This is a genomic window from Devosia aurantiaca (assembly GCF_011058215.1).
GTDB lineage: Bacteria > Pseudomonadota > Alphaproteobacteria > Rhizobiales > Devosiaceae > Devosia > Devosia aurantiaca.
Window position 1 is genome coordinate 850,749 of sequence record NZ_JAALFG010000002.1, and the last position, 12,402, is coordinate 863,150.

General features: G+C 62.8%; 11 protein-coding genes and 4 pseudogenes. 11 read left to right on the plus strand and 4 right to left on the minus strand.

From position 1 onward, the window contains the following. Window positions 1-57: 57 nt before the first annotated feature. The 3 genes and pseudogenes from xdhB to uraH all read right to left on the minus strand — a co-directional run. Window positions 58-2,366, minus strand: a pseudogene (xdhB, locus tag G5575_RS11965) (xanthine dehydrogenase molybdopterin binding subunit); the annotation flags it as partial. Beyond that, on the minus strand, window positions 2,363-3,829 hold the full coding sequence (gene xdhA, locus G5575_RS11970) for a xanthine dehydrogenase small subunit (protein WP_164534505.1): 1,467 nt from the start codon (window positions 3,827-3,829) through the stop codon (window positions 2,363-2,365). The gene xdhA and the pseudogene xdhB, both read right to left, overlap by 4 nt. Continuing rightward, a complete protein-coding gene (uraH, locus tag G5575_RS11975) occupies window positions 3,829-4,179 on the minus strand; it encodes a hydroxyisourate hydrolase (protein ID WP_164534506.1) in 351 nt (116 codons plus the stop codon). The genes xdhA and uraH overlap by 1 nt, the downstream gene beginning before the upstream one ends. A gap of 147 nt (window positions 4,180-4,326) precedes the next feature. Here uraH and puuE point away from each other — a divergent pair, with 147 nt between their 5' ends. Beyond that, the gene (gene puuE / locus G5575_RS11980) at window positions 4,327-5,745 is read left to right on the plus strand and encodes an allantoinase PuuE (protein WP_164534507.1); all 1,419 of its coding nucleotides are present in this window, start codon (window positions 4,327-4,329) and stop codon (window positions 5,743-5,745) included. Between the two features lie 13 nt (window positions 5,746-5,758). Here the strand turns inward: puuE and G5575_RS11985 are convergent, their stop codons facing one another. After that, the gene (locus G5575_RS11985) at window positions 5,759-6,241 is read right to left on the minus strand and encodes an SRPBCC domain-containing protein (RefSeq protein ID WP_164534758.1); all 483 of its coding nucleotides are present in this window, start codon (window positions 6,239-6,241) and stop codon (window positions 5,759-5,761) included. 82 nt (window positions 6,242-6,323) lie between these two features. Here G5575_RS11985 and G5575_RS11990 point away from each other — a divergent pair, with 82 nt between their 5' ends. The 10 genes and pseudogenes from G5575_RS11990 to G5575_RS12035 all read left to right on the plus strand — a co-directional run bounded on the left by G5575_RS11990 (window position 6,324) and on the right by G5575_RS12035 (window position 12,369). Continuing rightward, complete coding sequence (locus tag G5575_RS11990) at window positions 6,324-6,656, plus strand: ArsR/SmtB family transcription factor (RefSeq protein ID WP_164534508.1); 333 nt, start codon at window positions 6,324-6,326, stop codon at window positions 6,654-6,656. A 174-nt stretch (window positions 6,657-6,830) separates the two neighbouring features. Beyond that, entirely contained in the window at window positions 6,831-7,643 is an 813-nt protein-coding gene (locus tag G5575_RS11995; protein ID WP_164534509.1) for a bifunctional allantoicase/(S)-ureidoglycine aminohydrolase, read from the plus strand. Beyond that, window positions 7,643-8,136: pseudogene (locus G5575_RS12000) on the plus strand (ureidoglycolate lyase). Before G5575_RS11995 ends, G5575_RS12000 begins: the two are co-directional and overlap by 1 nt. Before the next feature lie 71 nt (window positions 8,137-8,207). Then, a pseudogene (locus tag G5575_RS22265) lies at window positions 8,208-8,552 on the plus strand (YbaY family lipoprotein); the annotation flags it as partial. An 85-nt stretch (window positions 8,553-8,637) separates the two neighbouring features. Beyond that, window positions 8,638-8,970 (plus strand): META domain-containing protein, encoded by a 333-nt coding sequence (locus tag G5575_RS12010; RefSeq protein WP_164534510.1) that lies wholly within the window; start codon window positions 8,638-8,640, stop codon window positions 8,968-8,970. Window positions 8,971-8,974: 4 nt separating this feature from the next. After that, the gene (locus tag G5575_RS12015; RefSeq protein ID WP_164534511.1) at window positions 8,975-9,598 is read left to right on the plus strand and encodes a nucleoside deaminase; all 624 of its coding nucleotides are present in this window, start codon (window positions 8,975-8,977) and stop codon (window positions 9,596-9,598) included. Between the two features lie 67 nt (window positions 9,599-9,665). After that, complete coding sequence (gene otsB / locus G5575_RS12020) at window positions 9,666-10,460, plus strand: trehalose-phosphatase (protein WP_207633110.1); 795 nt, start codon at window positions 9,666-9,668, stop codon at window positions 10,458-10,460. A gap of 20 nt (window positions 10,461-10,480) precedes the next feature. Beyond that, window positions 10,481-11,838 (plus strand): annotated as a pseudogene (locus G5575_RS12025) (alpha,alpha-trehalose-phosphate synthase (UDP-forming)). Window positions 11,839-11,920: 82 nt separating this feature from the next. Next, window positions 11,921-12,172 carry a DUF1902 domain-containing protein gene (locus G5575_RS12030; protein ID WP_164534512.1) on the plus strand — a complete coding sequence of 84 codons (252 nt, stop codon included), beginning with the start codon at window positions 11,921-11,923 and terminating at the stop codon, window positions 12,170-12,172. After that, the gene (locus tag G5575_RS12035) at window positions 12,172-12,369 is read left to right on the plus strand and encodes a type II toxin-antitoxin system HicA family toxin (protein ID WP_164534513.1); all 198 of its coding nucleotides are present in this window, start codon (window positions 12,172-12,174) and stop codon (window positions 12,367-12,369) included. Before G5575_RS12030 ends, G5575_RS12035 begins: the two co-directional genes overlap by 1 nt. Window positions 12,370-12,402 lie beyond the last annotated feature (33 nt).

The window sequence follows — 12,402 nt, forward strand, 5'->3', positions numbered from 1 at the left end:
GGAGGGAATGAGGGTGGGGATAGGAGAGCCGCGATCCCCGTTATCACCCCCGCACCCCCGCATCCGCTCTACCGCCATCAACACCCGTTCAGGCGTGACCGGGGTATCGAGTTGTGGCGCTTGCCGGTATTCGGCGACGCTGGCGACGGCCATGCCGAGGGCCTCGACGACGCTGATCGCGAGGACGAAGGGCGGCTCGCCCACGGCCTTGGAGCGGCCGATGGTCTGCTTGGTGTTGACCGACCAGTCCACCAGTTTGACGTTGAAGATCGGCGGCACGTCGGACGCGAGCGGGATCTTGTAGGTCGAGGGCGCATGCGTGCGCAGCTGCCCCTTGGCGTCCCAGACCAGCTCTTCGGTGGTCAGCCAGCCCATGCCCTGGATGAAACCGCCTTCGATCTGCCCGAGATCGAGCGCCGGGTTCAGCGATTTGCCGACATCGTGGAGGATGTCGACGCGGTCGACGGTATATTCGCCGGTGAGCGTATCGATGGTGACTTCGCTGACCGAGGCGCCATAGGAATAGTAATAGAACGGGTTGCCCTTGCCGGTCGCGCGATCCCAGTGGATTTCCGGGGTCTTGTAGAAGCCGGCGGCGGAAAGCTGCACGCGATTGAGATAGGCGGATGCGGCAAGCTCCGCGAAACCAACGAATTCGCTGCGCACCTGCAGGCCACCCTGCACCCAGACGCAGTCGGACTCCTGGGCCTGGTAGAGCGCCGCCGCGTGGGCAACGAGCCGCTCCTTAAGCTGGTCGCAGGCATTTTTCGCGGCCATGCCGTTAAGGTCGGTGCCCGAGGAGGCGGCTGTCGCCGAAGTGTTGGGCACCTTACCGGTCGAGGTCGGCATGATCTTGACACTGTCGAGATTGATCCCGAAGGCATCGGCCACGACCTGGGCCACCTTGGTATGGAGCCCCTGCCCCATTTCCGTGCCGCCGTGATTAAGGTGGATCGAGCCATCCTTATAGATATGCACCAGCGCACCGGCCTGGTTGTACCAGGTGGCGGTAAAGCTGATGCCGAACTTGACCGGCGTCAGCGCAATGCCTTTTTCAGGATCGAGCTGGTGCGATTGTGCTCGATGATTGCCTGCCGCCGCGCTTGGTAGTCGGACGAGGCTTCGAGCTCGTCGACGATACGGGCGATGACATTGTCCTTCACCACCTGGTGATAGGGCGTCACATTGTCAGTGTCGGTGCCGTAAAAGTTGCGCTTGCGGATCTCGAGCGGATCGACGCCCAGCGCATAGCCGATGTCCTCGACCCAGCGCTCTGCCATGACCCCCTGAGGACCGCCAAAACCGCGAAAGGCGGTGTTGGAGACCGTGTTTGTGTAGAGCGGCTCGGACTTCACGCGAACGGCCGGATACCAATAGGTATTGTCGACGTGGAACAGCGCGCGGTCGGTCACCGGGCCGGAGAGGTCCGAAGAAAAGCCGCTGCGTGCCGCAAGGTTGGCCTCGACGGCAAGGATCTTGCCACTCTCGTCATAGCCCACGTCGTAATCGATGACGAAGTCGTGGCGCTTGCCGGTCGCCTGCATGTCGTCGTCGCGATCGGGGCGGATCTTGCAGGCGCGGTTCCACTTCTTGGCGGCGAGTGCAGCGACGCAGGCAAAGAGATTGCCCTGCGTTTCCTTGCCGCCAAAGCCGCCGCCCATGCGCCGCACCTGGATGGTGATTGCATTGTGCCGGACGCCGAGCACTTGGGCGACCATCAACTGCACTTCGCTCGGATGCTGGGTCGAGGAATGGACCAGCACATCCTCGTCTTCGCCCGGGATGGCAAAGGCGATCTGGCCTTCGAGATAGAAATGGTCCTGGCCGCCGACGCTGACCGAGCCCTTGGCGCGGCGCGGGGCTGCAGCCATGCCGGCCGCGACATCGCCGCGCTCGAGTTTTAGCGGTTCGGTGACGAGCTTGCGCTCGCCGGCCTGGGCCGAGCGCACATCGGGAAGCCAGTCGAGGTCGCGATACTCGACCACCGCCAGATGCGCCGCGCGCCGCGCCTGGTCGCGTGTTTCGGCGATCACGGCAAACATGGGCTGGCCCCAGAACTGGACCTTGCCCTGCGCAAAGATCGGCTCGTCATGCTTATGGCTGGGAGAGACGTCGTTTTCGCCGGGAATGTCGTCAGCGGTCAGGACGCCGATCACGCCCGGGGCGGTCTTGACGGCGGAAAAATCGATCGAGACGATCTCGGCATGAGCGCGGGTCGATAGGCCGAGATAGGCATGCATTGTGCCGCCCGGCTCAGCCATGTCGTCGATGTACTCGGCCGTACCGGTCACATGCTTGGGGCCGCTGTCGTGCCGGGTGGCCGTGTGGAGTACGGCGAGGTTGATGGGGTCGGCGTGCTTGTTCATGCCACCTCCCGTTTCAACCGCTCACCCTGACCCTGCGTTTCGAGGAAGAAGCGCTTGAGGAGGTTTTGCGCGGCCTGCAGCCGGTATTCGGCCGAGGCGCGCATGTCGGTGATCGGCTGATAATCTGAGGCAAAGGCCGGGATGGCGGCTTCCACCGTTGCCATGGTCCAGGGCTTGCCGATCAGCGCCGCTTCCACCGCCTTGGCGCGTTTGGGCGTTGCCGCCATGCCACCAAATGCGATGCGCGCCATGCCGACCATGCCGGCATCGTTGACGAAGACGCGGAAGGCGCCGCAGAGCGCTGAAATGTCCTCATCGCGGCGCTTGGAAATCTTATAGGAGGCGAACTTTTCGCCCGCCGGCAGCAGCGGGATGGTGACGCTTTCGACGAACTCGCCCTTCTGGCGATCCTGCTTGCCATAGGCGAGGAAGAAGTCTTCGAGCTTGATCTCGCGGCGATGGTCGCCCCGGCGGAGGCTAAGCTTGGCGCCGAGCGCGATAAAGGGCGGTGGGGTGTCGCCGATCGGCGAGCCATTGGCGATATTGCCGCCCAGCGTACCCATATTGCGCACCTGCTCGCCGGCAAAACGATGCCATTGCTCGGTCAACTGCGGGAAATTGGCTTCGATCACCGGCTGCGCTTCTGCATAGGTGACGCCGGCGTAAAAGCGCACTTCGCTGTCGTTGTCGGCGATGCGCTTCAGTTCCTGCAGATGATTTATAAAGATCACCGGGCCGATGCGGCGCATGAACTTGGTGACCCAGAGCCCCACATCGGTCGAGCCGGCAACGATCCGCGCTTCCGGATGCTGCTCGTAAAGCTGCGCAAAATCGTCGAGGCTGGCGGGGATGATGATCTGGTTTTCACCCGAGCCGATCTCGACCCGGCGTCCATCGTTGAGCGCCTTGATCTTGCTCTTGACCGCGATTCGCTCGGCCCAGAGCGGATCAGCCTCGGGGGCACCATGCTCGGAGATCGACTGCGCCGCGCGGATGATCGGCGCATAGCCGGTGCAGCGGCAGAGATTGCCCTGCAGCGCTTTTTCCACGGCGCGACGGGACGGGTTCGGATCGCGCATCCAGAGCCCATAAAGGCTCATGACGAAGCCCGGCGTGCAGAAGCCGCATTGGGAGCCATGATGCTCGACCATGGCCTGCTGCACCGGATGAAGATTGCCGTTCTCGCCGCGCAGATGCTCGATCGTGACGACATGGGTGCCATGAAGGCTGGCGACGAAACGGATGCAGGCGGTGACCGCGTCATAGATGATCTCGTCGCCCATGAGCCGGCCGACCAGCACGGTGCAGGCGCCGCAATCGCCCTCGGCACATCCTTCCTTGGAGCCGCGCAGGCGGCGGTCAAGCCGCAGCCAATCGAGCAGCGTCAGGTCCGGCGCGACATCGGTCAGGCTAATTTCCTGGCCATTGAGGAGAAAGCGGATGGCGTTGGCAACCTCGACCATCAGCTGCCCCGATAGGTGGAATAGGCAAACGGGCTGACCAGGAGCGGCACGTGGTAGTGGCTGTCTTCGGCAATGGTGAAGCGGATCGGCACGACATCGAGGAACGGCGTTTCGTTCTCGATGCCGATGCGCTCGAAATACTGGCCCACGTGAAAGCGGATTTCGAACTCGCCCTTCTGGAACTGCTCGCCCTCGAGCAGCGGCTGGTCGACCCGGCCGTCGGCATTGGTATAGCTGTCCGCAATGTGGTGGGTGTGATCGCCATGCACATAGTGCAATTCCAGCCGCATGCCGCGCGCCGGCTTGCCGTGCATCGTATCGAGCACGTGGGTGGTAAGGCGTCCCGCCATGCTGCTGCTCCTCCGTCTACAATCACGACACTAGCGTAACAGCGGCGCGCCGCAATGCCCAATTTTTACCAACTGGTCCACTTTTGCCCATCTTGTGATCGAGCGCGCTGTGGCTACACTTCGCGTCATTGATCCGACGAGGCAATGATGAACCGCTACCCCCGCAACATGCACGGCTATGGCCAGACCCCGCCCCACGCAAACTGGCCCGGCGGCGCCAACATCGCCGTGCAGTTCGTGCTCAATTACGAAGAGGGCGGCGAGAACAATGTCCTCCATGGCGACGCCGCCTCCGAAGCGTTTCTGGTCGACGTGCTGGGCGCGGCGCCCTGGCCCAACCAGCGCCACGCCAATGTCGAATCCATGTACGAATACGGCGCCCGCGCCGGCTTCTGGCGGCTGCATCGCCTCTTCACCCAAGCCAATCTGCCGGTGACCGTTTATGGTGTCGCGACGGCATTGATGCGCGCCCCGGCGCAGCTCGCCGCCATGCAGGAGGCCGGTTGGGAAATCGCGTCGCACGGCCTTAAATGGGTGCAGCACAAGGACATGCCACCCGAAGAGGAACGCGGGCAGATTGCCGAGGCCATCCGCCTCCACACCATTGCCACCGGCGCGCGCCCCAGGGGCTGGTACACCGGACGGTCCTCGCTCAACACCGTCGACCTCGTCGCCGAAGCGGGCGGCTTTGCCTATATTTCCGATACCTATGACGACGACCTGCCCTATTGGAAGCTGATCGCCGGGCAGCCGCAGCTCATCATTCCTTATTCGCTTTCCACCAATGACATGCGCTTCGTCACTGGGCCGGGCTTCGACAATGGCGAGGAATATTTCACCTTCCTCAAGGACACGTTCGACTGCCTTTATGCCGAGGGCGAAGCCGGCGCGCCCAAGTTGATGTCGCTGGGCCTCCACTGCCGCCTGGTCGGCCAGCCGGGGCGCTTGCAGGGGCTCAAGAAGTTCGTCGAGTACATCCGGGGCTTCGACAAGGTCTGGGTGCCCACCCGCTTGGCCATTGCCGAACACTGGGCGGCCGAACACCCCTATCAGGCACCAGAAGTTTTCCCGAGCCAGCTCGATAAAGATGAGTTCGTTCGCCGCTACGGCTCGATCTTCGAGCATTCTCCCTGGATCGCCGAGCGGGCCTGGGACGGCGAGATGGGACCGGCCAATGACACCGCGATCGGTCTCCATTTCGCCCTGCGCACGCAGTTCCGCATGGCAACGCCTGAAGAACGTCTGGCCGTGCTGCGCGCGCACCCCGACCTGGCGGGAAAACTCGCCGCCGCCAAGCGGCTGACGGCAGAGTCCACCGCCGAGCAGGCCTCGGCCGGCCTTGATCACCTGACCGACGAGGAGCGCGAAACCTTCACGCGCCTCAACACGGCCTATGTGGAAAAATTCGGCTTCCCCTTCATCATAGCCGTCCGCGATCACGACAAGGCATCGATCCTCGAAACTTTCGAACGCCGCATCGCCAATACCGCCGAGGATGAATTCGCCACCGCCGCCGCACAGGTCGAACGCATCGCGCTCCTGCGGCTCAAGGCAATCCTGCCATAGGCCTCGTGTCGCGTTATTTGTAGAAGCCGGTACGGATATTGATCCCGTGCTCGAGAAAGACCTTCATGCCGCACAACATGCCGGTCCAGCCCTCGCAATTGCCATAGGATGACTTGAGCCCGCCCGGGGTCTGACGCCAGCCACTCTCGGATATGGTCACCAATGTGCGCCCGTCTTCAAGACCGGTGAATTCCATGGTGACCGTCGTCTTGTAGCCCACCGGCTGTGGCGTTTCGCCCGTTGTGCTCGGCTCGGTGGCCTCGCTGGCATCCCACTTGAGAACGATCTTCTGGTCCGGCACCACTTCCACGACCTCGACCGGGAAGGCACCCGGAAAATCGTGGAAATCCCACGTCACGGTCGCCCCGGTTTCAAGCCGCCCCACGGCCTCGCCGGTGGTGAAATAGCCTGACAACTGCTTGGGATCAGCCACCGCTTCGAACACTTCATGCACCGGTTTGCTGATCCGCCCCGATACCCGGAATGCCAGGTTCAGGTCCTTATCCTTGGACGTCACTGCACGCATGTCGATCTTCCTCCAACTTGACGGGTCGGACAATATGTTATAGTTTCATAACATGTCAACCGACGACGCAGACGACTTGATCTTCAAGGCCCTTGGCCACCGCGTTCGGCGGCGCATTCTCGATCATCTGAAGACCGAGCCGCACACCACCGGTTCGCTCTGCGCGCTGTTCCCCGACCTCGACCGCTGTACCGTGATGCAGCATCTGGGCGTGCTGGAAGAGGCTGGCCTCGTCATTCCCGAAAAGCGCGGGCGCGAGCGCTGGAACCACCTCGACGCCCTCCCCATCCACGCCATCCACGAACGCTGGATCGGCCCCTATGCGGCCTACGCAGCATCGATGTTGAGCAAACTGAAGAAGACGGTGGAAGCGGAGGTGTCTTAGAGCCGTCCTTTTCAGTAGACCTCATCCTGAGCCTGTCGAAGGACGAGGTCGTGGCATAGTCGTTTGCCCGACCTCGTGGTTCGACAAGCTCACCATGAGGTCTCCGATGCATCGATGCGTGACAACGATGCTGGTGACGCTTAGTCTTTGGCAAAACAACAAGTTCGGTCCTCTATGCCCTACGCCTCCCCTTCCGCCGGCCTGCCGCCGCAGATGGCACTCCATACCGGCCGCGCCGTGTTTACCGAGGCCTATGCCGTGATCCCGCGCGAATGCATGCGCGACATCGTCACCTCTTACCTGCCGCATTGGCGGGAGAGCCGGGTCTGGATCATCGCGCGCCCGCTCTCGGGTTTCTCCGAGACGTTTTCGCAATATGTGGTCGAGGTTGCGCCAGGGGGTGGCAGCGAGCGGCCCGAGATCAATCCCGACGCCGAAGGCGTGCTCTTCGTGGTTGCGGGTTCGGTGACGGTCACCGTCGAAGGCCAAACGCATCACCTCAAGGAAGGCAGCTATGCTTTCCTGCCGCCCGGCAGCCATTGGACCCTCGCTAATCGCACGACGGAGTCGGCGCGCTTCCATTGGATCCGCAAACGCTATGAGAAGGTCGACGGCATCGACTTGCCGCCCGCCTTCGTGTCGAGCGACCAGGACGAGCCCATTCGCTGGATGCCGGACACCAGGGACACCTGGGGCACGACGCGCTTCGTCGAACCCAGCGATCCGCGCCACGACATGCATGTCAACATCGTGACGCTCGAGCCCGGCGCCGTCATTCCCTTCGAGGAAACCCATGTCATGGAGCACGGCCTTTATGTGCTTCAAGGCAAAGCGGTCTATCGGCTCAACCGCGACTGGGTCGAGGTCGAGGCCGGCGACTTCATGTGGCTGCGCGCCTTCTGCCCGCAGGCCTGCTACGCGGGACCAGAACGGTTCCGCTATCTGCTCTACAAGGACGTCAACCGCCACGCCAAGCTGCCGTTCTGATGATCGACCGCATCCTCGCCATCGAGCCACTGACCGCCGAGGCCTTTGCCCCCTTCGGCCAGGTGATCGACACTGCCGGCGCGCATCACTATCCGATCAACAATGGCATGACCGAGCGCTACCATGACCTCGCCCGGGTCGAGCTCGGCGGCGTTCATGCGCGGCCGCTGATCTCCATTTTTTATGGCCAACCCTATGCACTGCCGCTTTCGCTGACGCTGGTCGAGCGCCACCCCTCGGCAGCCAGGCATTCTATCCGCTGGACAGCGCGGAATGGTTGGTGATCGTGGCCGAGGACGATCACGGCAGCCCGACCCGGCTTCGCGTTTTCCGACCGGCGCCAGACCAGGGCGTCAACATTGCCATGAACACCTGGCATGGCGTCCTGACAGTGCTGGAGCGGCCCGCGCGCTTCCTCGTGGTCGATCGCGGCGGCGACGGAGTTAATTTGGAAGAACATCACTTTGCCGAGCCGTGGCTCGTTAAGCCTTAACGGCGCTTCGCCTCGCAACCTTCGCATGGCTACGCTATTTTCCTCCCAACCTTCGGGGAGACGTGCATGCGGTGGTCGAGACTGATTGGCATTATCGTCGCGCTGGGCCTCTTCGCTGTGCCGGCTCTCGCCCAGGCACGACGTTGACCGGAACCGTCACCTATAACGAACGCATGGCGTTGCCACGCGGCGCCTTCCTGCAGGTCAGCCTCGTGCGCCTGCCCGGCGGTCAGGCTGTGACCGGCGCCGCCGCCGCCATCCCGGCCAAGGGGCAGCTGCCGATCGCCTGGACGCTCAACCTTCACGACGGTGTCGCCACGGATAGGGCCAGCTACGGCATCCTCGCCGACATTGCCGTGGGCGGCCGCGTTCTGTTCCGAACGACCCACCCCGTGCCGGTGGACGTGGGTGCGGAAAGCCCGACTGCCGTGCTGGTCCGCTTCTCTCCCGATCCGGAGCCTGACGCCGTGGAAGTCGAAACTTCAGCCGCCCCCGGATGGGTTGATCGATCAGTTATGGACCGTCACCAGCATCGGCGGCCGGCCTGTAACCGGCACGCGCCCGCTGACGCTTTCGATTGCAGCCGATCATCGCGCCGGCGGCAGTGCCGGCTGCAACAACTTCTTCACCGAAGCGACGATCGACGACAGCAAGCTTCATTTCGGCCCCGCCGCCGCGACCCGCATGGCCTGCGCGACCGCGATCGCGGACCAGGAAACCGCATTCCTCGCCGCTCTCGCTGCCGTCGGCGGCTACGAACTGGACAGCACCAGCTTGCGCCTTCTCGATGCGGCAGGCATACCGCTGATCGGCTTGATACGCGCAGCGGAGTGATCGCTTGGAAACGCCGGATCTGATCGAACGCCTTCTCGACGTCATCGAGAACAGCATCGCGCCGGTAACCGCCGACGGTGTCGCCCGCGGCAACAAGCTTTTCGGCGCCGCCATCCTGCGCAAGTCCGACCTTTCGGTCGTGGTCGCTGAAACCAATAACGAGATCGAAAATCCGCTCTGGCACGGCGAGATGCACGCCATCAAGCGCTTCTTCGAACTGCCGGCGGCGGAACGCCCTGACGTCAAGGACTGCCTGTTCCTCGCCACGCACGAGCCCTGCTCGCTCTGCCTGTCCGGCATTACCTGGTCGGGCTTCGATAACTTCTATTATCTTTTCAGCCATGCCGACAGCCGCGACAGCTTCGCCATTCCCTACGACATTCAGATCCTCAAGGCCGTCTATGCCGTGCCCGAACCGGAGACGGGCCTGGTGTCGGCGAACCGCGATCTCTACAACCGGCAAAACCAGTTCTGGACCAGCCATAGCCTCCAGCAACTGATCGCAGGGCTGGACCGGGCGCATAAGGAATTGCTCCTCGCCCGCGTCGACGATCTCACTGCGCTTTATCGCGATCTGTCGGCGACCTACCAGAAGAGCAAGGGCGGCAAGGGCATCCCGCTGGCCTGAGAGCCGAACCTTCCGCCGTCTTTTGCGTTCCCGTTGGGTTCACAGCACCAAACGGGGAAAATCCGCCATGTCCAACGTGATGTCGCCAAACGCTGGCGCGGCACCATTGCTCGCCGTCTTTACCGATTTTGACGGTACGCTTGTCGAGCTGGCGGAAACGCCCGACGCCGTGGACGTGTCCTCCGAATTGACCGATCGGCTCGATCGGGTGATCAACGATTTCGACCATGCCTTTGCCGTGCTGACCGGACGCGAGATCGTCGACATCGACCGCTTCTTGTCGCCGCTGCAGGTCGCCGTTGCCGGTGCCCATGGCGCACAGCGCCGCCGCGCCGATGGCACGATCGAAGCCATGGATGAGGACGTAAGCGCGACGGCAGAAGCTATTGCGGCCGCGCTCGAGCCATTGGTCGAAGCCAATCCGGCGTTGATCCTCGAGCCCAAGGATGGCTCGGTCGCCCTTCACTTCCGCCAGGCGCCGGAGCTTGAAGGTGTGTGTCATCTGGCGATGCAGGAAGCGCTGCACGATCATCCGCATTTTACGCTCGTCCCCGGCAAGATGGTGCTCGAGGCCCGTGCCGTGGGACTCGACAAGGGCGCAGCCCTCCGCGCCTTCATGCAGGAAGAACCCTTCGCCGGCCGCACGCCGATTTTTATCGGCGACGACCGCACCGACGACGAAGACGCCTTCCGCGCTGCGCAGGAACTTGGCGGCGTCGGCATCAAGCTTGGCGCTGGCGAAACTGCCGCGCGTCTGCGCATCGCCGATGTCGCCTCGGTTCATGCCCTGCTGCGCGGCCTGGGTGACATGGCCCAGAGCGGTCATGTTCCTGAGCCGCTGCTCACCGACACCGCCCACTAAGAATAAGGAACCCGTTCAGCATGAGCCGTATCGTCGTCGTATCGAACCGCACGCCCGGCAAGGGGCCCGTTGCCGGCGGGCTTGCCGTGGCCTTGCGCAAGGTGTTGAGCGAACGAGAAGGCTTTTGGTTCGGCTGGTCCGGCAAGCTCAGCGAACAGCCGGCGCGCGAGGCCCACTTCGAGGACGTGGATGGCATGCAGGTCGCCAAAATCGACCTCACCCGCGACGATCACCACGCCTATTACGCCGGCTTTTCCAATTCCATCCTCTGGCCCAGCTTCCACCTTCGGCTCGACCTCGCGACGATCGAAGCCACTGGTACGAGGGCTACCGGCGGGTGAACGGTCAGTTCGCCCGAGCATTGTTGCCGTTGCTCAAGCCCGACGACATCGTCTGGGTGCATGATTATCACCTGATCCCGCTGGCCTCAGAATTACGCGCGCTTGGCGCCCGCAACCGGATCGGCTTTTACCTCCACATTCCCTTCCCCACAGCCGACGCGCTTTACGCCATTCCCAACCATGGCGAGCTGATGCGCGACCTGTCGCGCTACGACCTCATCGGCTTCCAGGCCAATCGCGACGTCGCTGCCTTCCGAGAATTCGCCGAACACCAGGCTCCCTCAACCTTCGGCGGCCTCAACACCAAGCACATCGACTTTTCCCGCACCGAGGTGGAAGCCTTCCCCATCGGCTCGGACCCGGATGCTTTCGCCAAACTCGCCATCAGCCCCGCCGCGACCAAGATGGTTCACCGCATGAAACGGGCTTTGGGCGAGCAGAACCTGATCCTGGGTGTCGACCGCCTCGATTATTCCAAGGGCTTGCCGCAGCGGGTCGAGGCCTATGAAAAGCTTCTCGCCAACAATCACCGCTTCCGCCGCAATGTGCACATGCTGCAGGTGGCGCCGCCCTCGCGCGACACAATCAAGGAATATCAGGAAACCAGCGACCAGCTCGACGCCATTTGCGGCCGCGTCATGGGCGAGTTCGCCGAACCCGACTGGGCGCCACTGACCTATGTGAAACGCGCTTATGGGCAGCCGAGCCTTGCTGGACTTTACCGCCTCGCTCGTGTTGGCCTCGTGACCCCGCTGCGCGACGGCATGAATCTCGTCGCGCATGAATATATCGGCGCCCAGAAGCCTGAAAACCCAGGCGTCCTGGTGCTGTCGCGCTTTGCCGGCGCTGCCGAAATTTTTCCCGAGGCCCTGCTGGTCAACCCCTTCGACACCGACGAAACCGCGGAAGCCCTGCGCATGGCGCTCGACATGGACCTCGACGAACGCAAGAGCCGCTGGCAATCGCTGGTGCGCGGCCCGCACCCACAATGTCGACGACTGGGCCATCAGCTTCCTCGACCGCCTCGCGCCCGCTGACAAGGACAAGTCCTCAACGCGGGATATCTTGTATCTGGCCTCGGTGGCCTGATGTATGATCACATGCAGTATGGAGGCTTGAATGGCCAAGAAACTGCTCGTCACAGCGATGTGGGATCAAGACGCTGAAGTCTGGGTCGCAACGAGCGACGACATTCCAGGACTTGCAACAGAGGCACACACCCTGGACCGGCTGTTGGAACGGGTTGTCGCGGTTGCTCCCGAACTCCTCGATGACAACGCTCACCTGATCGACCCCAAGCCGCAGCCTGGTGAAACCTTCGATATCTGCATCATGTCGCAGGTAACGATGACTGCCAGCCAAGCGGCCTGATGGTCAAAGGCTTTTATGCGCAGATCGTAGACGCGCTAAAAGCTGCCGGTTGTGAGTTTCGCCGCAGCGGCAAAGGCGACCATGAGATTTGGTATAGCCCCATTACCAATCGCACGTTTTCCGTCGACCGTGGCAGCCTCTCAAGGCACACCGCCAATGCCGTTATGAAGCAGGCCGGCATCAACAAACATTTCTAAAAGAAAAGGGCGACCCGCGGGCCGCCCTCCAAT